Here is a 22,198-nt window from a genome sequence, read left to right as displayed (position 1 = left end):
GGCCGGTGCCCGCTGACCGCCGCGGGCCGGGGGACGTCAGGGGCGGCGCGGCAGCTCGGGGTCGCAGAGCCGCTCCAGGGCGGGCAGCGCGGTGAGCAGGCTCTCCAGCTCCGTGTCGTCCAGTCGTCCCAGGTGCTCCTCCAGCCAGACCTCGCGGCTCTTGAGCACCTGCTCGCGCTCGTCGGCGCCGCTGGGCGTCAGCTCGATCAGCGCCGCCCTGCGGTCGGCGGGGTCCGCGGTACGGGAGACGTAGCCGAGTTCGATGAGGCGGTTGAGCGACCTGGTCACCGACGGCGGGGAGACCCTTTCCGACGCCGCGAGCTCGCCCGCGGAGACCGGCTGGTTGCGGCCGATGTTGAAGAGCAGCGAAATGAGGGCGTAGCTCAGACCGTCGTCATTCTGCTGCCGCAATACCCGTCCGAGGCGACCGAGCGTCATCCGCAGGCGCGTCAGATCCTCGCGCCGGATGGCGTGCTCGTGCTTGACGCGGTCGACAGAGCCGCTAGTGGTCGTGGTCATCCTTACCCCGAATCTGGGCGTTCGCCTCATCAAGTTCGCGCTGCTAAGTATGCGCCCGGCGGGCTTCCCGACGCCACGTGCCCACGTCGTAGATCTGTCAGGGCCATGTCCAGAAACCCCGTTTCATCGGGGGTTTGCGTACATCTGCGCTGATTCGCCGAACACCCTTGCGGGCGTCGGATTCAGCCATTAGTTTACATGGTTAGATAAATTGTGGCGACCGTCACGCGGAGATCCCGTATCCCTGAGGAGGGAAAATGAAGGACTTCAGGCCGGAGCTGACTTACACCAGCTTCGAGGCGCACATGCACAAGGCCAAAACACCTCTGCAGCTCAAGCATCTCAAGACGGTTGTCCACCACTCGAAGGGCGAGGTGCTGGCGGACCTCGACATGGTCCTGCCGACGCTGTCGGACGACCCGCAGTACCACGAGTACGGCGTCCTGGGGGACGTCAAGGGGGACACCGGGCCGAAGGGCATCGACCAGGTTCGAGCCAACTACACCGAGATGGTGAACAACGGCTCGTACGTCATCGAGTCGAAGAAGACCCGGGTGGTGGTCGGCGACTACGACATCGTCACCGAGGGCACCTTCCGGCAGATCCTGACTGCCGCGGTCGCCCGCAAGATGCGCTTCGTGGACGACACCTCGCCCGCGAGCCCCTTCTACGTGCTGTCGGCCAGGACCGTCGTCTTCTGGGAGTTCGACGAGAACGACAAGGCCAAGGGCGAGGACCGCTACGTCCTGGACCACCACATCGTCCCGCTGGCCGAGGAAGACCTGCCGGACGACTACCCCGACAAGTTCCGCACCGCGCCGAAGGCCGAGGTCTGAGCACATGACGACACACACCGAGGGCCGGTCCCTTGAGCAGCGGATCGACGAGCTGGAGGGCCGGGCGGAGTTCGCCGACATCGTCGCGGGCTACTGCGAGGGCACCGACCGCCGCGACATCGACCGCTTCATGAGCATCTGGCACGACGACGCCGAGTACCTGATTCCCGGCGGGCGCGGCGACTTCCACGGCACGGACGAGATCCGCCGCTCGCAGGAGGTCATCGGGAAGGTGTGGAAGGAGACCTACCACTGGACCACCAACCACACGGCCCGCTTCGAGACCCCCGAGCGCGCGACCGGCCGCAGTGACGCCATCGCCGTCTGCGTCCACCCGGACGGCAGGATCAGTTGGGTGAGCTGCACCTACCACGACGTCTACGAGCGCCGCGCGGGCGCCTGGAAGCTCGCCCGGCGGCTGGTCGAGCGCTACTTCGTGAGCGCGCCGCAGGACGTCGAACTGCTTCCGCCCTTCTGACCGCCGGATCGCCGACACGGGCCCCATCGTCAAGGAGACGAGATGAGTGCTGGACGAGTGCTGGTGGCCGGAGCCAGCGGGCTCATAGGGGCCGCGGCGATCACCGCCTTCGCCGCCGAGGGGTGGGACGTGGTCGCCTTCTCGCGACGCCCACCCGAGGTGGAGGCATCCGTACGGTGCCGGCATGTGCCGGTGGACCTCACGGACGGGTCCGCGACCCGTGAGGCCGTCGCCGCGCTGGCACCGCGGCCGACCCACCTGGTCTACGCGGCGGCGTACGAGAAACCGGATCTGGTCGCCGGGTGGTCCGACCCGCGGCAGATGGCGACCAACGAGGCGATGCTCGGCAACGTCCTCGGGCCGCTGGCCGCGGGGGGCGCGCTGCGGCACGCCACCGTCATGCAGGGGACGAAGGCGTACGGCGCCCACCTGCATCCGATCCCGATCCCGGCGCGGGAGCGGGCGCCGCGCGACGACCACGAGAACTTCTACTGGCGCCAGGAGGACCTGCTCAGGGAGCTGGCCGACCGCCACGCGTTCGACTGGACCGTTCTGCGGCCGGTCCAGGTCGTGGGACCGGCGTACGGCGTCTCCTACTGCACACCGCCGGTGATCGGCGCCTTCGCCGCGCTCAGTGCCGCGACGGGCATCCCGTTCGGCTTCCCCGGCGGCACGGTCCACCCGGTCCGCCAGGTGGTGGACGCGCGGCTGGTGGCGGGCGCCCTGGTGTGGGCGGCGACCTCGCCCGCGGCCCGGGGCGAACACTTCAACCTGACGAACGGGGAGGTGTTCTCCTGGCAGGAACTCTGGCCGTCCCTGGCCGACGCGATGGGCGTACCGTGCGCGCCGCCCCGTCCGATGAGCCTGACCGAGGAGCTTCCCCGGCTGGCCGGGGTCTGGCGGGACATCGTGACCAGGCACCGGCTCCGGCCGCTCTCCCTGCTCGACGTCCTCGGCCGGTCGCACCAGTACGCCGACTACACCTTCGGATACGGCCTGACGACGATGCCGCCGCCCGCGCTGGTCAGCACGGTCAAGGTCAAACAGGCCGGCTACACCCGGGTCCACGACACCGAGGCGACCTTCCGCGACGCGCTGCGGACGCTGGTCGAGCGCCGTGTGCTGCCCGACCTGACGGGAGCGGCCGGGTGAACGCGCCGCCCGCGGCCCGCGAGCCCCGGCTGGTCCTGGCCTGGGGCACCGTGCGCGACGCGTCGTTCCCCGACCGTGTCGCCGCGGCCCGCCGGGCCGGGTACGAGGGGATCGGACTCGCGATCCCGTACTACCGGGACCTGCTCGCGCAAGGGTGGAAGGACCGCGACCTCGCTGCGGTGCTCGCCGAGTGGGACGTGCGGATCAACGAGGTCGAGGTGCTCTTCGGCTTCCACGGCGCGCCGGGACGACCGGCGGGCGTCCCCAGTCGTCCGGGCCTGGTCTACGCCGACCCGGAGCTGGAGCGGACCGCCTTCCATCTGGCCGACACCTTCGGGGTGCCCTTCGCGCAGACCGTCGGCACCTTCGACGCCCGGCCGGTCGCGGACCCCGGGCCGGTCGCGGACGCCCGGCCGGTCGGACCCGAAGTGGTGGACGCCTTCGGGGAGCTGTGCGACCGGGCGGCGGCGCACGGGCTGAGGGTGGCGCTGGAATTCGTGCCGTACAGCAGCATCCCCGACCTGGCATCGGGGCTGGCCGTCACGGCCGCGGCGGACCGCGACAACGGCGGTCTGTGCGTGGACAGTTGGCACTTCTTCCGCGGTGACCCGGATCTGGAGCTGCTGCGTACGGCGCCGCCGGAGCGCGTCTTCATGGTGCAGTTCAACGACGGCCCGGTGCCGCCGGTCGACCCCGACCGCATGGTCGACGCCGTCCACCACCGGGTCCTGCCCGGCGAGGGCGACTTCGACCTGCGCGCGTTCGTGGCGGCCCTCGAACGGCCGGGCGTCGAGGCGCCGTTCTCGGTCGAGGTCTACTCCGACGCGCTGCGGTCGCGGCCGACGTCGGAGGTTGCGCGGCGGGCGGCGGACGCCACGCGCGCGCTCGTCGCGTCCGCGGCGCGAACCCTCTGAACACGACCCGTGGTGTGACCGTTGACACGTATTGTTTCGCCTGGTTAAGTACACATGGCTAAGTAATGGTGGGGATGAGGAGCAGATGAACCCTTACCGCGTCGCCGTCGTCGGTTCGGGACCGGCGGGCGTCTACACGACCGACGCTCTCGTGCGCAGCGCCCTCGATGTGTCGGTCGACGTCTACGACCGGCTGCCCACGCCGTACGGCCTGGTGCGGTACGGCGTCGCGCCCGACCACCCGAGGATCAAGTCCATCGTGGTCGCCCTGCGGAAGGTGCTGGAGCGCGACGGGGTCCGCTTCCTCGGTGACGTCCACGTCGGCCGCGACGTGACGACGCGGGAACTCGCGGAGCTGTACGACGCGGTGGTGTTCGCGACCGGCGCCTCCGTCGGCCGCAGGCTCGCCGTGCCGGGGGAGGAGCTGGCCGGGGTCTGCTCGGCCACCGACTTCGTCGCCTGGTACAGCGGCCATCCCGACCACGCCCACGCGGGGGAGTCCTTCCCGCTGGAGGCGGAGTCGGTGGTCGTCGTCGGCGCGGGCAACGTGGCGCTGGACGTGGCGCGCCTGCTGGTGAAGTCGGCGGCGGACCTGGCGCGGACCGACATGCCGCCGCACGTCCTCGACCGGCTCGCGCACAGCGGCGTCCGCGACGTCCATCTCGTCTGCCGCCGCGGGCCGCAGCACGCGAAGTTCACCGCGAAGGAACTGCGTGAACTGCTCGAACTCCACGATGTCGGGACCGAGTTGGACGCCGGGCTGCTGCCCGCCGGGTCGCAGGACCCGCTGACCGCGGCCAACCTCAAGGTCTTCGCCGACCTCGCTTCCCGTGAGGTGCCCGCCGGCCGGCGCACCCTGCACTTCCACTTCTGGTCCCGCCCCGTGGAGTTGCTGGGCGAGGGCGGCGCCGTCAGCGCCGTGCGCCTGGAAAGGACGCGGGAGGCCGGCGGCGCGGTCGTGGCGACCGGCGAGGTCACCGATCTCAGGGCCGGCATGGTCCTGCGATCGGTCGGTTACCACAGCACACCAGTCGGCGCCCTGCCGTTCGACGAGGACCTGGGCCGCGTCCCGCACGACGCGGGCCGGGTCATCGGCCCCGACGGCCGGGCGCTCGACGGTCACTACGTCGCCGGTTGGGCCAAGCGCGGACCGTCCGGGGTCGTCGGCACGAACCGGGCCTGCGCCGCCGGCACGGTGGCCGGTCTCGTCACGGACCTCGCGGCCCGGCCGCCCCGCGGCGCCGGGCCCGACGAGGTCGACCGGGTGCTCGCCGGGCGGGGCGTCAGGCCCGTCACGTACGACGGCTGGCTGTCGATCGACGCGGAGGAGGAGAGCCGCGGCCAGGGACTCGGCCGTGCGCGTACCAAGATCCCCGACTGGGAGACCCTGCGGCACGTCGCCGCCGCGCACGCCGACCGGCCCGGCCGGGGCGCCGCCTGACGCGCGGGCGTTCACGACCGCCCGCACCTCGGGTGTCCACGACCGCCCGCACCTCGGGCGTCCACGACCGCCCGCACCGGCGGGCATTCACCACCGTCCCTCTCAACTGTCCCCCTCAAACAGGAAGTCGGCATTCCCATGGCCTACGTCATCCACGGCGCCTGCATCGACGTCCTCGACCGGAGCTGCGTCGAGGTGTGCCCGGTCGACTGCATCTACGAGGGCTCGCGCAAGGCGTACATCCACCCCGACGAGTGCGTGGACTGCGGTGCCTGCGAACCGGTCTGTCCCGTCACGGCCATCAAGTACCGCGACGACATACCCGAGGGCCAGGCCGACTTCGTGGACGACAACGCCCGCTTCTTCCTCGAACCCCTTCCGGGGCGCGACGAGCCGCTGGGCCACCCCGGCGGCTCGGCCGACCTCGGACCCACCGGTGTCGACACCGCTCTGGTGTCCCGCCGCCCGGCGTCGTCGGGCGGCGGCTGACCACATCCACCTCGGAGGACCAACCCGCCATGGAGAGCCTGAAGGAAGCACGCGACCAAGACCCGTACCCCTTCTTCGCCGACCGACTCGCCCACGGTCCCGTCCACTGGGACGAGGGCATGAACGCCTGGATCGTCGTCGGCTACGAGGAGTGCCGGTTCATCCAGCTCAACGAGGATCTCTTCGCCCACCCGTACTTCGAACTCAAGGGCGCGGCGGACGTCTACGGGGGGCCCAAGGGAGTGCTGCTCCTCCAGGGCGAGCAGCACCACTCCGTCCACAATTTCCTCCTCCAGCACTTCACGCCGACCACGGTCCGCTCGTACCGGACCGCCTTCATCGCGGAGCTGGTGAGCACCCGGCTCGACGCGATCGAGGGGCGCACCCATGTCGACCTCGCCGCCGAGTTCGCCTCGGTGGTGCCCAGTGACGTCATCGCCGCGCTGCTCGGACTCGACTGGCGCGACGAGGAGTTGATGGCCAAGTGCCGTCGCTGGAACTCCACGATGTTCCGCTGGACCGAGACCTTCGGCGAGGACGAGGAGGCGTACGCGGAGGCCGCCGCCGCGGCGGCGGCCCTCAACGAGGTGCTGCTCCCGGTCATCAGGGCGCGCAGGGACGAGCCGCGCGACGACCTGATCTCGGTGCTGTGGGAGCAGGGGCAGGGCGTGCTGGAGCGGTGGGGGGAGGAGGAGATCCTGGCGCAGGCGCGGGTGCTGTTCTTCGCCGGTACCGACACCACCGCGCACTTCCTGAAGAACGCGATCTACACGCTGCTGAACCACCCCGAGTTGCAGGACCGGATCCGCGGGGACGAGCGGCAGATCGTGGCCTTCGGCGAGGAGGTGCTGCGCTACCTGGCGCCCGTGCAGTTCCGGGTGCGCGTGGCGACCCGTGACGTCGAGGTGGCGGGCCGGCTGATCGCCAAGGGCGACCGGGTGCACCCGGTCAACGGCGCCGCGAACCGTGACCCCCGGCAGTTCCACCACCCCGAGACCGTCGACCTGGACCGCGGCAATCTCAAGACGCACGTCGCGTTCAACGTCGGTCCGCGCTACTGCGTGGGCGCCGCCCTCTCGCGCGGCGAGGAGGTCGAGGTGATCTCGCAGTTGCTCGACCGCTACGGGACGCTGAGCTGGGACCGCGACGCGGAACCGGCGCGCTACCGCGGCTACATGCCGCGCTCGTTCAGCCCGCTCAACGTCGTGGTGGCCCCGGCCGAAGAGGCCGCCACAGACCCGGATACGGCCACCGCCACGGCCACCGTCAGCGCGGACGCGGACGCCTGCGTGGGCGCGGGGAACTGCGTCCTGGTGGCGCCCTCGGTCTTCGGCCTGGACGACGACGGCGCCGTGGCCGTGCTGCGGGAGCGGATCGGCGCGGCCGACCGCGCCGCCGCGGACGCGGCGGCGGCCGGGTGTCCGGCCGCCGCGATCATCGTGGAGGACTGACGACGCGGACAGCGCAAAGGTGGCCGGGCCCCGAGGGCCCGGCCACCGTCGTGCGCGGCTGACGTACGGTCAGATCGCGGCCACGCGGCCGGATCGCGCGGAAGCCTCGGCGAAGTCCACGACCGTCGTGTCCCGGGCCGAGCCGAGACGGTCCCGCTGGGCGATGATGTCGTCCAGCCGCAGCGCCGTGCTCCCGGTGATCTCGTCCGCCGGCGTCCACTCCCGCATGCGGGACACGGTCGGGCCGTGGACGACGAAGACCTGGCCGGTGATCCCCCGGGAGTGCGCGGAGCCGAGGAAGGCCGTGAGCGCGGCGACGCTCTCGGGGTCCCACTCGTCGGCCGCGCCCTCGGCGGGCGCCATGCCCTCGACGACGCCTTCGGTCATGCCGGTCCGCGCGCGCGGGCAGATGGAGTTGGCGCGTACGCCGTAGCGTGCCAGCTCGCGCGCCGCGACCTGGGTGAGGGCGACGATGCCCGCCTTGGCGGCCGAGTAGTTGACCTGCCCGAAATTGCCGTAGAGCCCGGCCTCCGAGGACGTGGTCACCACGGCGGCGTCGACCGGCTCGCCGGACGCCTGGTGCAGCGCCTTCCAGTGGGCGGCGGCGAAGTGCAGGGGACCGGCGTGCCCCTTGAGGTGGACGGCCATCACCGCGTCCCACTCGGCCTCGGAGAGGTTGACGATGGTCCGGTCCCGGATGATGCCCGCGTTGCAGACGAGGAAGTCGAGCTTTCCCCGGACGCCGACCGCCTGGGCGATCAGCCGCTCCGCGCCGTCCCACGTCGAGATGTCGTCCCCGTTGGCCTCGGCGCCGCCCCCGGCCGCGCGGATCTCCTCGACGGCCTCGTCGGCGGCCGGCCGGCCTTGCGGCGTACGGCCCACGTCGTTGACGACCACATGCGCGCCCGCCCGTGCGAGCGCCCTCGCCTCGGCGCGCCCGATGCCCTGGCCGGCCCCCGTGACGACGGCGACCTTCCCCTTCAGCTCGTCCATTTCTCGCCCTTCTCCTCCGTGCTCGTGCGGCTCGGTCCGCGAGATGTGCCCCCGGGTGATCAGCGTGAACAGCGTGATCAGGAGGCACTGAAACACATTTGCTTAGCCAGGTAAAGAGATTGACGCGATCCATTGCGCTCGGTTTAAGACGATGTTACACATGGCTAACCACTTCCCGTGAACGGCCTCCGCTTCGCCGTCCGCACAGTTCGCGACGAGAGGAAAGAGCATGGCCGCTGCTCCCGCGCCGACGACGAAGACCGACCGCGAGGCGTACTACCGCGAGCACGGATACTGGACCTCCGAGCGTCTCGGATGGTGGGTGTTCGACGTCGCGGAGCGCACGCCGGACCGCGAATTCCTGGTGATCGGCGACCTTCGGCTGACGTACGGCGAATTCGCCGCGTGGGCCGATGTGCTCGCCGCCCATCTGGTCGAGGCGGGGGTCGTACGCGGAGACCGCGTCATGATCCAACTGCCGAATCTGGCGGAGGCGCTGCTGGGCCAGGTCGCCGCCTTCCGGATCGGCGCGGTCAACGTCCCGGTGGTGCCGATCTACCGCGAGCACGAGATGGCGCACATCGTCAACGACTGCAAGCCGCGCGCGGTGATCTCGATCGCCGAGAACCGCGGCAGGCGCCCCGCCGAGGAGCTGGACGGCATCCTGGAGGGCGCCACCTGGGGACCGGTCGCCCGCTTCTGCGTGGACCTGGAGGAGCCGCGGCCCGGCTGGCGCGCCTTCCCCGGCCGGGACGACCGGCGGCCCGCCGTCTCGCTCCCCGACCCGCTCGAACCCGACCGCTGCTGCCTGATGCTCTACACCTCGGGGACGACCTCGGCGCCCAAGGGCGTCGAGCTGACGGGCCAGGGGTTCGTGTCCAACGCGCGCAGCATCCGGCACACCATGTCGCTGAGCGCCAAGGACGTCTTCTTCTGCGCCTCGCCCCTGTCCCACCTGGCCGGTTTCAACGCCGGGGTCGTCTGGCCCGCGTCCATGGGCGCCAAGATCGTCGTGATGCCGGTCTGGAACGGCGCGGAGGCGGCCCGGATCATCGAACGCGAACGGTGCACCTTCACCACCGCCGCCTCGGTGTTCCTCCACGACCTGGTCGCGGCCCATCGCGGCGGCATCGGCACCGGCCACCCGATCTCGGTGTTCATGTCCGGCGGCGCCGCGACCGTACCCGACCTGATCAGGGAGGCGGGCGAGGTCGGGATCACCGCGCTGCGCGGCTACGGCATGACGGAGACCGGCGGGGGAGTCTCCTGGGTCGCCCCCACCGAGCCGCTCGACATCCGGGCCGAGTACGACGGCGCGGTCGTCCCCGGCAGCGAGATCCAGGCCGTCGACTCCGAGGGCCGGCCGGTCCCGCCCGGCGCGGAGGGCGAACTGCGGATCAGGGGTCCGCAGGCGCTCATCGGCTACACCGACCCGGCCCTCACCCGCGAACAGCTCGACGAGGAGGGCTGGTTCTACACCGGCGACCTCGGCCGGGTCGACGCGCGCGGGCTGGTCCGCATCACCGGCCGTACCAAGGACATCATCAACCGCGCGGGCGAGAAGTTCTCCGCCCGCGACATCGAGGAACTCATCCAGCGGCACCCGGCCGTCGACATGGCGGCCGTGGTCGGACTGCCCGACCCGCGGCTCGGCGAGGTCGTCGGCGCCTTCGTCACCCTGGCCGCGGGCCAGGAGTGGCCGGGCGACGGCGAGATGACGGCGTACCTGGACCGGGCCAAGCTCGCCAAGCAGAAGATCCCCACCTCGTGGCAGGTGCTCCCCGAGCTGCCCAGAACCGCCTCGGGCAAGATCCAGAAACACGAACTGCGCACCACGAACTCCACGACGAACAGGAGGAGCTGAGCCGTGACCCGCCCCGACCGCACCCCGGTCATCGCCGCCGTCGGACTGTCCGACGGTCCCAAGGCGCCCCATCTCGACGCGCTCGGCCACCAGGCCCAGGCGATGCAACGCGCGCTGGCCGACTCCGGCCTCCGCAAGGACGACATCGACGGCTTCGGCTGCGCCGAGGCGTGGATCCCGGGCGTCCCCGGCGTCGACCTCCCCGAGACCGCGGAGTACCTGGGCCTCGACCCGCGCTGGATCGAGGGCACGTACACCGGCGGCTCCGCCTACGAGTTCCAGATCCAGCACGCCGAGGCCGCGATCCGGTCCGGCATGGCGGACACGATCCTCCTCACCTACGGCAGCGACCTGCTGACCCGGATGGGACGGAGCCTCGGCACGGCGTACGGCCGCAGGCCCGTCGGCGGCGCGGCGTACGAGGAGCCGTACGGCAAGACGACGGTCGCCGCGTACGCGATGGCCGCGCAGCGCCACATGTACGAGTACGGCACCACGCCGGAACAGCTCGCCAGCGTCGCCGTCGCGGTCCGCGAACACGCGGCCCACAATCCGCAGGCCATCTACCGCAAGCCGCTGACCGTGGACGACGTCCTCGACTCCCGGATGATCGCCGACCCGCTGCACCTGTTCGACTGCTGCGCGATCACCGACGGCGGCGGCGCCGTCATCGTCACCACCGAGGAGCGCGCCCGCGACCTCAGGCAGCCGTACGTCTCGATCCTGGGCACGGCCGCCCGGCAGAACCACTGGAACATCTCGCAGGCGCCGGACGTGACCACCACGGCGGGGGCGCGCTCCGGCCCCGACGCCTTCGCGCGCGCCGGACTGACCCCGGCCGACGTGGACATGGCCATGCTCTACGACAGCTTCACCATCACGGTCATCCTGCTGCTGGAGAGCCTGGGCTTCTGCAAGCCGGGCGAGGGCGGCCCCTTCGCCGAGGAGGGCAACCTCCGGCTCGGCGGGAAGCTGCCCGTCAACACCGACGGCGGCGGCCTGTCCGCCTGCCATCCGGGGCTGCGCGGGATCTTCCTGCTGATCGAGGCGGTCAGGCAACTGCGCGGCCAGGCCGGTGAGGTGCAGGTGCCGGACTGCGAGGTGGCGCTCGCGGCCGGCTCCGGCGGCTGGTTCTCCACGATCGGCGTCACCATTCTCGGGAAAGGCAGATGAGGCAGATGGCAACCGAGAACATCCGCGGCCGACAGGGGACCCTCGACGTCATCGACGTGGCCGCCACCTGGGCGAAGCCGGTCCCCGAACTCGACCCCGTCAGCGCCACCTACTTCCGCGCCGCGCAGGAGGGCACGCTGCTGATCCAGCGCTGCCCGTCCTGCCACGCCACGCAGCACTACCCGCGGCTGATCTGCCGCGGCTGTGCGGCGACGCCCGAGTGGGAGGCGGCGAGCGGGCGGGGCACCGTCTACACCTACACCGTCGTCCGGCAGGCGGGCATGCCCGGATTCGACGAGGACGCGCCGTACGTGATCGCGCTGGTCGACCTCGACGAGGGGCCGCGCATGATGGGCAACATCACCGACTGCCCCGTGGACGAGGTCCGCATCGGCCAGCGCGTCCAGGCGTATCAGGTGCGGATCGCCGACGGGATCGGCCTGCCCCAGTGGCGGCCCGAGGCCACCTCCGACTGAGCCCGCGCCACGCGACCGAGCCGCGCCACGCGACTGAGCCACGCGGCCGAGTCCGCCCCCGACCGAGAGCACATCCGGCTGAGCCCGCTCGCGGCTGAGCCCGCCCACCCTCCCCGTGACGCGCGTACGCGCCGTCGCCGGCGATCCATCATTTCACCTCGTTAAGGAGCCTGTTGTGCACAGATCCCTCTTCGGCGCCGGCGTCCTGGCGCTCGCCGCCACGATGTCGCTTGCCGCCTGCGGCTCCAACGGCGGGGGCAGCACCTCCAGCGGTGGCGGCGGCAAGACCCTGGTCGTCGGCTTCGCCGCCCCGCTCACCAGCGGCAACGCGGCAGTGGCCGAGCAGATGGTCAACACGGCCAAGCTGGCCGTGAAGACGATCAACGCCGACGGCGGCGCCGGCGGCCGGAAGCTCTCCCTCAAGGTCTACGACGACAAGCTCACCGCCGACGAGTCGGCCAAGGTCGCCCAGCGGGCCATCACGGTCGACAAGGCCGGGGTCATGATGGGCGGCTACACCAGCATCGAAGGACTGGCGATCCGCAAGATCGTCGAGCCGCGCAAGATCGTCTTCATCAACTCCTCGACGATCTCGCCCGCCCTGATGGACGGCGCGAAGTACACCTTCCGCACCACCGTCGACCAGAGCGACTACCCGGTCCAGATGATCGACCTGCTCAAGTCGCTCGGTTACAAGCACCCCGTGGTGACCGCGGACGACGGCCCGACCGGATCGACGCTGTGGAAGCCGATCGTGGACCAGGCGAAGCAGGCGGGCATGGACCCGGGCGACACCGTGCACTACACGCTGGGCGCGACCGACCTGACCTCGGCCGTGACCAAGCTGAAGGGCGAGCACCCGGACGCCGTCGTCCACATCGGCTCCGCGGCGGCCGACGCCGGACTGATGCTCAAGACGATGGCGGAGGCCGGTGTCAACGTGCCCGTCGTCGGCTTCGGCTCGCTCATCGCGCCGGACGCCCTGAAGATCGGCGGCGACGCGTACACCAAGCTCCCGGCGATCTACACGCTGGCCAACCAGCAGCCGTCCAAGCCGGAGTACCAGGACTTCGTCAAGGCGTACGCCACCGAGTACGGCGGCAGCGCGGACGCGCTCGCCCTGGGCCTCGCGGAGCAGGCGGGCGCCACCTGGGACGCCTTCACCGTCCTGAAGAAGGGGCTCGACGCCACGAACGGCGACACCGACGGGGACAAGCTCGCCAAGGCGATCGACGCGATCACGCCCTTCGCGGGCGCCGCGGGCAAGGACGGCTCGCTGATCAACTTCGGTGACGGACGCGACGGCTTCAGCAAGTCGCTCGTGGCCTTCCAGTTCGTCGGCGGCAAGCCCAAGGAACTGGCGAAGCAGCCCTCGTGACCCCGCACGACCCGGTCGACGCGCCGGGCCCGGCACCCCGGGGCCCGGCGCTCGGCGCCCAGGACATCCGGCGGATCACCGCCCTGCTCACCGCGTACTGCGACACCGTGGACACCGGTGACTTCGCGCGCTTCGCCCGCCTTTTCCGCGACGGCACCTGGCGGGGAATGCCCGGCGCCGACATCGAGGACTGGATGCGGGAGAACGTCCTCACCTACGACGGCGCCACGTACACCCGGCACCGCGTGCACGACATCAGCCTCACCCCCGGCGGATCGCGGGACGAGGCGTACGGGACCTGCGGCATCGAGGTCACCCAGCGATTCCCCGGTGAGCGGGCGCTGCTCGTCACCCGCAACACCTACGCCGACCGGTTCCGCCGCGTGGACGGCCAGTGGCGGTTCGACTCCCGGACGATCACGCGGCGGCAGCCCGGCGACGACTCCCGGCACCGGCGCCGGGGGAACGGCCGGGACGACAACCAGAAGGGACGAGGCACGTGCGGATCTTCGACGGCCTGACGGATCTGGCCGACTCGCAAGGCGAGGATCTGGGGGCCAGCGACTGGATCGCGGTCGACCAGCCGCGCATCGACGCCTTCGCCGACGTGACCGGTGACCACCAGTGGATCCACGTCGACCCGGACCGCGCCGCCTCCGGCCCCTTCGGGCGGACGGTTGCCCACGGCTATCTCACCTTGTCGTTGCTCGCCGAACTCACCACCCGGCTCTACCGCGTCGACAACGTGTCCTTCGCGGTCAACTACGGACTGGACCGCGTCCGGTTCGTCACCCCCGTGCTCGAAGGTTCCCGGATCCGCGCCACGGCCCGGCTCGCGGGGGCCGCACGCCTGGACGCGGCTGTTCAGGTGAGGCTGGAGAGCACCATCGAGATCGAAGGGTCACGGCGCCCGGCCGCGGTCGTCACCTCACTCGCCCGCTACTTCGCCTGAGCCGGGCAGCATGCGACCGCTCGAAGCACGCGTCCGCGACACCCTCGCCGCTCCCGCGACCTCGGCCGCGTACGACATCGACGCCGCGCTGGACGACGTCCTGGAAGGCGTCGGCCTGCACCGCGCGGACAGCGGCGGACGTATCGACTTCGCCGGGGCCGACCCCGTGGTGCCCAGCCCGCTGCGGCTCGCCGGGGCCGCGGGCATCGCGCTCGTGGGGAAGTCGGTGGCGATCGCCGCGCTCCACCGCGACCGCGGCGGACCGGGACAGGACATCGCGATGGACCTCCGCGTCGCACCGCACCGGCTGTGCCCCTTCTACGACCGGCGGTGGGAACTGCTCGACGGCTATCCGGTGGAGTCACCGGTGAACCGGAACCAGGCGCTGGGACTGAGCTTCCACCGCACGGCCGACGACCGGTGGGTGATGCCGCTCAACCCGTATCCGGGCCTGAAGGTCGCCGCCCAGCGGCTCCTGGACTGCGCGGACGTGCCGGAGGCGGTCGCCCGCGCCGTACGACAGCGGACCGCGGCCCAGTGGGAGGCCGCGGGGGAGCGGGCCGGAGTCGTGCTGCCGATGGTCAGGACGGTCGAGGAGTTCCTGGCCTGCGACCACTTCACCTCGGCGGTGGCCGACGCGCCGCTGGTCGAGATCGAACGCGTCGGCGACAGCGACCCGGAGCCCTTCCCCGACGGCGGCGCGCAGCCGCTCGACGGCGTACGCGCCCTCGGCATGGGCCACGTCATCGCGGGCGCGGGCCTGGGACGGGCCTTGGCCCTGCACGGCGCCGACGTGCTCAATGTGTGGCGGCCGGACGAATTCGAGCACGACGGCGCGTACGCCAGCGCCAACGTCGGCGTCAGATCCTGCCGGATCGACCCGCGGGTCCCCGAGGGGCGCTCGCGGGTGGCCGGGTTGCTGCGCGGCGCCGACGTCTTCTTCGCCAACCGCCGTCCCGGCTATCTGGAGTCGACCGGGGCGGACCTCGCCTCCGCCGTCCGGGCCCGTCCGGGACTCGTGCACGCCACGATCTCGTATCCGGGCACCGGCGGGCCGTGGGCGGGCCGCGTCGGCTTCGACCAGAGCGCGGGCGCGGTGACGGGAATGGCCGACCTCGAAGGCGACGGCGGCGTGCCGTCCCTGTCGCCGGTCCTCGTGGTGAACGACTACATCGCGGCCTGGCTGGGCACGCTCGGCGTCGTCCAGGCGCTGCGGCGGCGGGCGGCCGAGGGCGGAAGCTGGCGGGTGCACGTCTCCCTGGTGCGCACCGCCGCCTGGATACTGGGCCTCGGCCTGATCGACCCCGCCTTCGCCCGCGAGCACGCCGGACGGGCCGGGACCCCGCACGCCTACCTCGACCCCGAGGTGTTCACGGCTCCCACCCCGCTCGGCCACTACCAAGGGGTCACCGACCAGGTGCGGATGAGCCGGACGCCGGGCCGCTACCGCGAGGTCCTGGTCGCCCGCGGCTCCTGCGCCCCGGCCTGGCTGCCGCGCGGCCGGTGACCCGCGGACACTCCCGGCGGAGCGCCCGCGGACCACTGCGGCTGTACGGCTCTACGGCTCTACGGCTGTACGGCTGTACGGCTCCGGCTCCGGCCTACGGCTCGACCGTCTCGATCGCCTGCGCCGGGCAGCCCACCTCGGCCTCGCGGACGTCGTCCCACGTCGCCTCGGGCGGTTCGTCGGCCAGCAGCCGGACGATGCCGTCCTCGTCGCGCTGGTCGAAGACGCCGGGCGCGGTCAGGACGCACATGCCGGAGCCGCAGCACTTGTCGGTGTCGACGTGGACACGCATGAGGCGTTCCTTTCGTTGCGGAGCTGCGGGGTTCACCAGGCGAGGGGGAGCGCGTGGAGCCCGTAGACGGCCATCTCGTGGCGGAAGCGCAGCTCTTCGAAGGGGACGGCCAGGCGCAGGCCGGGGAACCTCTGGAGTACGGCGGGCAGCGCGACGCGCAGTTCGAGGCGGGCGAGCGGCTGGCCGAGGCACTGGTGGACGCCGAAGCCGAAGGCCAGGTGGCGGCGGGCGCCGGGGCGGCCGAGGTCGAGCAGGCCGCCGTCGGGGAAGGCGTCCTCGTCACGGTTGGCGGCGCCGACCATGCACAGGACGCCTTCGCCCGCCCGTATCCGCGTGCCGCTGACCTCCACGTCCTCGACGGCGACCCGGCCGATCCCGTTGTGGACCACCGTCATGTAGCGCAGCAGTTCCTCGACGGCGGTGTCGAGGGCGGAGCCGTCGCCGTCCTCGTCGAGCCGGGCCGCCTCGTGCAGCCGCTCCGCCTGGGCGGGCTCGCGCAGCAGGGCGAGGACCGACAGGGCGGTCATGTTGGCGGTGGTCTCGTGCCCGGCCACCAGCAGCAGCCGGCCCATGGACGCGATCTCGTCGTCGTCCAGGATGCCCTGCTCGGCGAGGCGGCTGATGATGCCGTCGTCCGGCGCGGCCCGCTTGGCGCGCGCCAACCCGGCCAGGTAGTCGCGCAGTTCGTCCTGCGCCGCGCTGACCTCCTGCGCCGGGGCGGCGGTGCGCAGCATCGTGCTGCTGCACTGCTGGAAGAAGGCGTGGTCGGCGTAGGGGACGCCCAGCAGCAGGCAGATGACCACGGAGGGCAGCGGCAGCGCGAAGTCCGCGACCAGGTCCGCGGTGCGGTCGGTGCGGGCGGCCATCCGGTCCAGCAGGTCGTCGGTGACCTGGCGTACGGCCGGTCGCATCTCGGCGACCTTGCGGATCATGAAGTCGGCGGTGAGCATGCGGCGCAGCCGGGCGTGGTCCGGGTCGTCCATCCGGATGAAGGTCGGCCGGTCGGTGGCGAGCGTCCGCAGGCCCGCCGAGAGGAACGGGAAGCCGGGCCGCCTGGCGTCCGAGCTGAAGCTCCGGTCCCGCAGCACGGAGCGGATGTCCGCGTGCCGGGTCACCATCCAGCACGACGTACCGTCCCACAGCCGGACGCGGCTCAACCCCTCCTCGCCTCGGGCCTGTTCGTACGCGGGCGGTGGGGCGAAGGGGCAGGTCCCGCGGGCGGCGGGGGCGGTGACGGCAACGGGCGGGTGCGCGGCGGTGGCCATGACGGACACTCCTGTCTTGGCGGTGCGGAAGGTGCCGGAGCGGTGCCAGGGGCAGCAGAGGTCGGTGCCCGTAGCACTAAGTGCCGTAGGCAACTAACTTGGTGTCGAGGCTAGTTCGCTCTCCGCACTCGCCGGTAGGGCGGTTTCGGGCCGTTTCACGCCGATGCGACCCGGTGGTCACGCCTTCGGTGACGGGACGTCACGCCCCGAACCGGGCGGCCACGTGATGTCGGCGCCGTGGCCCCGACCGGCGACGCCGCGTCGTGCCCTCACGCACCCGCGTGCGCCCCGCCGACCGCCGCTCGGAGCCGTCCGAAACGCATCGGTACGCGGTCGGGTACGGCCGTCGGGTACGGCCGTCGGGCCTGGGCGTCGGATATGGCCGCCGTGCGTGCCTGCCGGGCGTGGCCGCCGTCACTCCGGGAGCGCGCGCCGCCGGACGTGGGTCACCGGAACGGTCGTGGCCAGGGCCGCGCGATGGGCGGGCGGGGCCGCGAGTTGGGTGAGGTGGAGCGGGGCGCGGGGCCAGTCCCGCACGGTCGGCGCCGTGGCCAGCGCGGTGCTGACGTCGATCGCCGCGGGAGGAGCCGACAGGCCGTGGCCGGTCAGCTTCATCGCCGCCTCCTTGCGCACCCAGGCATCGAGGAACGCCTCCGGGCGCTCGCTGTGCGGCAGTCGGTCGTACGCGGCCCGCTCGGCAGAGGTCAGGGTGAGCGCCGCGAGGCCGTCCGCGTCCCGGTCCGCGTCGAGTTGGTCGAGATCCGCGCCGATCAGACCGCTGCCGACGACCGCGATCAGCAGCCACTCGCGGGTGTGCGAGACGGAGAAGTCGAAGGCGGCGTCCGCCACCCGGGGGCGGCCGTGCCGGGGCGCGCCGCACAGCGCGCAACCGCGCTCGACGGCCACCTCGGCCGGTGGCACGCCCAAGTAGCGCCCCACGACGAGCCGTTGGGCCGCCCGCGAGGTCAGCAACGTATCGGCCGCCGCGCCCTCACCGAGCGCCTGCCACCGCTCCCGCTCCTCGGCGCCGAGCAGGCCGGCCCACGCCGCGCGCCGCCGCACCGGCACCAGCCACACCTCGCAGGTCCCGGCGACGGGCGGAGCGAGGGTCCGTCCGGCCGCGATCCGCCCCGCCGTCTCCGCCACGCTCATCCGGCGTTCCGTCCCGTCGCGGCGCCGACGGCCCCGGCATCGACGGCCCCGGCATCGACGGCCCCGGCGTCGGCCGGGGCGAGATCCGTTCCGACCCCGTCCGTCGAAGCCGGTGTCGGCAGCACCGTCAGCAGATGCGTCACCGCAGTCGCCAACTGGGCGTCCAGGCCGGGCTGCGGCCCCGCCGGGACCACGGCGACCGTGATGTCCGGCTCGACCCCGCGGTTCTCCAGCCCCGCCCCGACCCCGCGGAAGTAGTAGCAGAATTCGGGCTGGGTGGTGACCGTGCCGTCGACCAGCCCGTGCCGCGGCCAGGTGGCGATCGTGCCGCCCCACGTCCGCGTGCCCACCAGCGTGCCCAGGCCGCGCTCGCGGAACATATGGCCGAAGATCTCGCCGTCGGAGCCGGTCTGTTCGTTGATCAGCGCCGCCATCGGACCGCGAGGCGACTCCAGCGGATACGGCACCGCGCCGCTCCACCGGCCGTGCTCGGTGCCCGTGCGGCTGCGCGCGAGCCGGTCGAGGAGCAGCGGCGAGACATGGCCGCCGCCGTTGAACCGCACGTCGACCACCAGCCCCTCCCGGTCCAGACCGCCGAGGAACTGCCGTACGAAGTCCGCGTATCCGGTCCTGAACATGTCCGGCACGTGCAGATACGCGAGCCTGCCGTCGGAGACGGTGTCCACGTACGCGCTGTTGCGGGCCACCCAGTCCAGGTAGCGGGCGCGGGCCTCGCTGCGGGCGGCGCGGACCACCACCCGGCGCGGGACGGCGCCGCCGCGCAGCACGGTCAGTTCGACCTCGCGGCCCGCGAGACCGGTGAGCAGTTCCGCCGGGCCGCCGGGCCCCACGAGGTGGCCGTCGACCGCGGCGATCTCGTCACCCGGCCGGATGTCGACGCCGGGCCGGTCGCAGGGCGAGGTGGCGTCGGGGTTCCACGGGTCGCCGCGCAGCACGTGCGCGATCCGCCAGCGGCCCTCGGCCTGCGGCGCGGGTTCCCAGTCGACGCCGAGGAAGCCCTGCGCCTCACCGCTCGGCGCGCCGTAGTCACCGCCGCGCTCGTACGCGTGCGAGGTCGCCAGCTCGCCGTGCAACTCCCAGACCAGGTCCGAGAGTTCGGCGCGGGTCGCGACCCGGTCGAGCAGCGGCAGATAGCAGCGGTGCACCGCGTCCCAGTCGATCCCCGACATGTCGGCGTTCCAGAAGCTCTCGCGCTGGAGCCGCCACGCCTCCCGGAACATCTGCCGCCACTCCGCGGCGGGTACGAACGGGATCTTGACCCGGTCCAGGTCGACCCAGCCGGTGGGCCGCCCCGGCGGGGCGATGGGCGAGTCGAAGTCCTCTACGGCCTCCTTGGGCGCGCCCGCGGGCACCACGCGCAGCCGGTGGTTGTGCCGGTAGAGCAGCGCCGTGCCGGTGCGGTCGGTGCTGATCTCGTCGACCGGCCCGAGATAGTCCTCGGTCACGTCGCCGGTCGCCAGGTCCACCAGGGTGACGCTGCCCTCCTGTTGCTGCTGCGGGTCGTCCGGCTCGGGCGCGCTGAGCGGTACCGACAGCAGCAGTACGCAGTCGGGCAGACCCAGCACCGCCGCGTACCGGCCCTCGGGGACCGGCAGCGGGACCAGGCGCCGTTCGATACCGGTGAAGTCGATGGCGACCGGCCCTTCCGGATCGCCCTCGTCGTACCCGTCGGGGGAGTACGCGCCGCCCGCCGACTGCTGCGGCGGAGCGAACGGCGGCTGCCGGTCGGCGGTCAGCGGCACCGCGTACGGCCGGGCGCCGAAGGGGAAGCCGATCTCGAACTGGACCTGGTCGTGCTCGGGCGTCAGATCACGCTGTCCGACGAAGTACAGATAGCGGCCCGCGGGGTCGAAGGACGGCAGCGCGTCCCGCAGCACCGGGCGGGTGATCCGCGAGGTGCGTCCGGTGTCCACCTCGGCGACCTTGATGGCCGTGCTCCTGGGCGTGTCCGGATAGGTGTAGGCGAGCCAGCGGCCGTCGGGCGACCAGGCCAGATCCTCGATCCGTTCATGGGCACTGGTGTCGAGCAGCCGCGGCTCCAGCTTCGGCCGGTCGGTGTCGACGCTCCACAACTCCTGCCGGTTGGTGGCGAAGGCGACCTGCCCGGTGGCGGGCGAGGCGGCCAGCGCGGTGACATAGCCCAGGTCGGCCAGCGGCACGCCGAGCAGTTCCGCGCCGCCCTCCGCGGGCAGCAGCACCAGCCGCTCACCGGGCCCCGAGTCGCCCGCGACCGCGACCAGCCGCTCGCCGTCGGCGAGCCAGTTCAGCAGCCGGTAGCGGACACCGTCCGGGCGCCCGTGCCGCCGTACCGGACCCGACCAGGGCGCGAGCGTGAACGCCTTGCCGCGGGCGGTGACCGCGAGGGTCTGCCCGTCGGGGCCGATCCGCGCGCCGTCCAGGAAACCGGTGGCCGACACGATACGGCGCTGGTGCTGGACGCCCGAGGGGCCCAGCTCCACCCGCAGCCGCCGGGTGCCGCCGCGCGCCGGGTCCAGCACGTGCAGGACCGCGCCGCTGTGGTAGACCAGCCGGCGGCCGTCGCCGGACAGACCGCGCGCGTAGTACTCGTCGTGGTCGGTGTGCCGGGTCAGACCCGTGCCGTCGCAGTGGCAGGAGTAGACGTTGCCGGTGCCCTCGTGGTCGCTGATGAAGTAGATCCGGTCGCCGACCCAGCAGGGGTCCGCCGGATTGCCCGCGGGCAGCGCGAGCCGCCGGTACGCGCCGGATCCGTCGTCGTCCACCCAGAGTTCACCGGCCGCGCCGCCGCGGTAGCGCTTGCGGCGCGCCGGGTCGGCGATGCTCCGGCCGATCACCGAACCGCCGCCGGGCCCGTACGACACGGACGCGGCGGGGCCGGCCTCGACCAGCCGGGGCGGGCCGCCGTCGGGGTGCACGGCGAACAGCCGGAAGCCGAAGCCCTCGGGCTGGCCCGCGGTGCTCGCGTACAGGATCTCGCCGGTCAGCGGGTGCCAGCCGGTGACCGTGCACCGGCCCGCCTGATGGGTCAGCCGGCGTACGGGACCGCCGGAGACCGACGTCAGGCAGACCTCGGTGAGGCCGTCGGGGGAGCCGGTGAAGGCGACCTGACGGCCGTCGGGCGAGAGCCGGGGGCCCGCGCACGCGGTCGTGCCCGCGGTGAGCCGCCGGGCGGTGCCGCCCTCGGCGGACACCGTCCACAGGTCGTCCTCGCACACGAAGACCACGGTGTCGCCCACGATCGTCGCGTGGTGCAGATAGCCGCCTTCCGCGGCGCGGGCGCTCATGACGGCCGGGACGACGTGGAGCGGATACGGGCGGCGACCGCACGGCGCCGGTCGGCGACCTGCTCGCGCCGGCGGTGCACGTCCTGCTCGCTCTCGGTCCAGTAGCAGGCGGTGCGCCACTCGCCGACGGTGTAGGAGTCGTACGCGCAGCGGACCCGCCGCTGCTCGGTGAGTTCACCGGACGACACCAGCATCGTGTTGTGCTCCAGGACCTGGTTGACGACCACCCGCATGTTCAGCTCCGCGCGGATGTACGCGTGCGCGGCGGTGACGGCGGTCGCGCCGTACGGGCCCCGGCACTCCGGCAGCACGCCGAAGGACAGCTCACAGGTCTGGCCCGGCCAGTCGATCGAGGTGATCCAGGCGAAGCCGACGGTCGCGCCGCGGGAGTCGCACATGGTGAACATCCGCTTGACGTCGTGCTCACGCGTGAGGGTGCGGCGCTGGTTGGCGGTGAGCGCGTCGTCGTCGCTGACGACCGCGAAGTCGGTGAGATTCGCCTGGAAGCGCGATTCGCGCAACAGGGCGGTACGCGTGGGGATGTCGTCCTCGGTGAAATGCCGGACGGTCACGAACGGCATG

The 22,198-nt window shown here is 72.4% G+C and carries 21 protein-coding genes; 14 read left to right on the top strand and 7 right to left on the bottom strand.

Going from position 1 to position 22,198, the window contains the following annotated elements; all coding sequences use genetic code 11:
- Nucleotides 1-36: 36 nt before the first annotated feature.
- Nucleotides 37-519, bottom strand: coding sequence for a MarR family winged helix-turn-helix transcriptional regulator (locus tag BGM09_RS26655; protein WP_188284250.1), 483 nt, complete (start codon nt 517-519; stop codon nt 37-39).
- Between the two features lie 257 nt (nt 520-776).
- Here BGM09_RS26655 and BGM09_RS26650 point away from each other — a divergent pair, with 257 nt between their 5' ends.
- The 7 genes from BGM09_RS26650 (at nt 777) to BGM09_RS26620 (ending at nt 7,280) form a co-directional block, all read left to right on the top strand.
- Nucleotides 777-1,355: a hypothetical protein gene (locus BGM09_RS26650; protein WP_188284249.1), complete on the top strand. Its 579-nt coding sequence runs from the start codon at nt 777-779 to the stop codon at nt 1,353-1,355.
- Nucleotides 1,356-1,359: 4 nt separating this feature from the next.
- Entirely contained in the window at nt 1,360-1,833 is a 474-nt protein-coding gene (locus BGM09_RS26645) for a nuclear transport factor 2 family protein (RefSeq protein WP_188284248.1), read from the top strand.
- Between the two features lie 42 nt (nt 1,834-1,875).
- Nucleotides 1,876-2,985 carry an NAD-dependent epimerase/dehydratase family protein gene (locus tag BGM09_RS26640; RefSeq protein ID WP_188284247.1) on the top strand — a complete coding sequence of 370 codons (1,110 nt, stop codon included), beginning with the start codon at nt 1,876-1,878 and terminating at the stop codon, nt 2,983-2,985.
- Nucleotides 2,982-3,899: a sugar phosphate isomerase/epimerase family protein gene (locus BGM09_RS26635; protein WP_188284246.1), complete on the top strand. Its 918-nt coding sequence runs from the start codon at nt 2,982-2,984 to the stop codon at nt 3,897-3,899. The genes BGM09_RS26640 and BGM09_RS26635 overlap by 4 nt, the downstream gene beginning before the upstream one ends.
- A gap of 85 nt (nt 3,900-3,984) precedes the next feature.
- Nucleotides 3,985-5,340, top strand: a complete 1,356-nt coding sequence (locus tag BGM09_RS26630) for an FAD-dependent oxidoreductase (protein WP_188284245.1) — start codon at nt 3,985-3,987, stop codon at nt 5,338-5,340.
- Between the two features lie 138 nt (nt 5,341-5,478).
- Nucleotides 5,479-5,829: a ferredoxin gene (gene fdxA, locus BGM09_RS26625; protein WP_188284244.1), complete on the top strand. Its 351-nt coding sequence runs from the start codon at nt 5,479-5,481 to the stop codon at nt 5,827-5,829.
- A 29-nt stretch (nt 5,830-5,858) separates the two neighbouring features.
- Complete coding sequence (locus tag BGM09_RS26620; protein ID WP_188284243.1) at nt 5,859-7,280, top strand: cytochrome P450; 1,422 nt, start codon at nt 5,859-5,861, stop codon at nt 7,278-7,280.
- 69 nt (nt 7,281-7,349) lie between these two features.
- Here the strand turns inward: BGM09_RS26620 and BGM09_RS26615 are convergent, their stop codons facing one another.
- Entirely contained in the window at nt 7,350-8,273 is a 924-nt protein-coding gene (locus BGM09_RS26615; RefSeq protein ID WP_188284242.1) for an SDR family NAD(P)-dependent oxidoreductase, read from the bottom strand.
- Between the two features lie 229 nt (nt 8,274-8,502).
- Between BGM09_RS26615 and BGM09_RS26610 the strand changes: the two genes are divergently transcribed.
- The 7 genes from BGM09_RS26610 to BGM09_RS26580 all read left to right on the top strand — a co-directional run bounded on the left by BGM09_RS26610 (nt 8,503) and on the right by BGM09_RS26580 (nt 15,623).
- On the top strand, nt 8,503-10,137 hold the full coding sequence (locus BGM09_RS26610) for a class I adenylate-forming enzyme family protein (RefSeq protein ID WP_188284241.1): 1,635 nt from the start codon (nt 8,503-8,505) through the stop codon (nt 10,135-10,137).
- A gap of 3 nt (nt 10,138-10,140) precedes the next feature.
- A complete protein-coding gene (locus BGM09_RS26605) occupies nt 10,141-11,310 on the top strand; it encodes an acetyl-CoA acetyltransferase (protein ID WP_188284240.1) in 1,170 nt (389 codons plus the stop codon).
- On the top strand, nt 11,307-11,786 hold the full coding sequence (locus BGM09_RS26600) for a Zn-ribbon domain-containing OB-fold protein (RefSeq protein WP_188284239.1): 480 nt from the start codon (nt 11,307-11,309) through the stop codon (nt 11,784-11,786). Before BGM09_RS26605 ends, BGM09_RS26600 begins: the two co-directional genes overlap by 4 nt.
- 175 nt (nt 11,787-11,961) lie before the next feature.
- The gene (locus BGM09_RS26595) at nt 11,962-13,164 is read left to right on the top strand and encodes an ABC transporter substrate-binding protein (RefSeq protein ID WP_188284238.1); all 1,203 of its coding nucleotides are present in this window, start codon (nt 11,962-11,964) and stop codon (nt 13,162-13,164) included.
- Nucleotides 13,161-13,685 carry a nuclear transport factor 2 family protein gene (locus BGM09_RS26590; protein WP_188284237.1) on the top strand — a complete coding sequence of 175 codons (525 nt, stop codon included), beginning with the start codon at nt 13,161-13,163 and terminating at the stop codon, nt 13,683-13,685. Before BGM09_RS26595 ends, BGM09_RS26590 begins: the two co-directional genes overlap by 4 nt.
- A complete protein-coding gene (locus BGM09_RS26585) occupies nt 13,664-14,116 on the top strand; it encodes a MaoC family dehydratase (protein WP_188284236.1) in 453 nt (150 codons plus the stop codon). Before BGM09_RS26590 ends, BGM09_RS26585 begins: the two co-directional genes overlap by 22 nt.
- A 10-nt stretch (nt 14,117-14,126) precedes the next feature.
- Complete coding sequence (locus BGM09_RS26580; RefSeq protein WP_188284235.1) at nt 14,127-15,623, top strand: CoA transferase; 1,497 nt, start codon at nt 14,127-14,129, stop codon at nt 15,621-15,623.
- A gap of 94 nt (nt 15,624-15,717) precedes the next feature.
- Here BGM09_RS26580 and BGM09_RS26575 read toward each other — a convergent pair whose 3' ends face one another.
- From BGM09_RS26575 to BGM09_RS26555, 5 genes are all read right to left on the bottom strand, one after another.
- Nucleotides 15,718-15,915, bottom strand: coding sequence for a ferredoxin (locus tag BGM09_RS26575; RefSeq protein ID WP_188284234.1), 198 nt, complete (start codon nt 15,913-15,915; stop codon nt 15,718-15,720).
- A 32-nt stretch (nt 15,916-15,947) separates the two neighbouring features.
- Entirely contained in the window at nt 15,948-17,180 is a 1,233-nt protein-coding gene (locus BGM09_RS26570) for a cytochrome P450 (RefSeq protein ID WP_188284233.1), read from the bottom strand.
- 414 nt (nt 17,181-17,594) lie between these two features.
- Entirely contained in the window at nt 17,595-18,332 is a 738-nt protein-coding gene (locus BGM09_RS26565; RefSeq protein WP_188284232.1) for a 4'-phosphopantetheinyl transferase family protein, read from the bottom strand.
- Nucleotides 18,329-21,616, bottom strand: a complete 3,288-nt coding sequence (locus BGM09_RS26560) for a S41 family peptidase (protein WP_188284231.1) — start codon at nt 21,614-21,616, stop codon at nt 18,329-18,331. The genes BGM09_RS26565 and BGM09_RS26560 overlap by 4 nt, the downstream gene beginning before the upstream one ends.
- Complete coding sequence (locus BGM09_RS26555; RefSeq protein WP_188284230.1) at nt 21,613-22,197, bottom strand: GNAT family N-acetyltransferase; 585 nt, start codon at nt 22,195-22,197, stop codon at nt 21,613-21,615. Before BGM09_RS26555 ends, BGM09_RS26560 begins: the two co-directional genes overlap by 4 nt.
- Between the last annotated feature and the right edge of the window lies 1 nt (nt 22,198).

This window comes from Streptomyces sp. CBMA29 (genome assembly GCF_014596445.1).
Classification (GTDB): domain Bacteria; phylum Actinomycetota; class Actinomycetes; order Streptomycetales; family Streptomycetaceae; genus Actinacidiphila.
The sequence above is the reverse complement of the archived record's forward strand: the minus strand, read 5'-3'. Positions and strand labels throughout refer to the sequence as shown.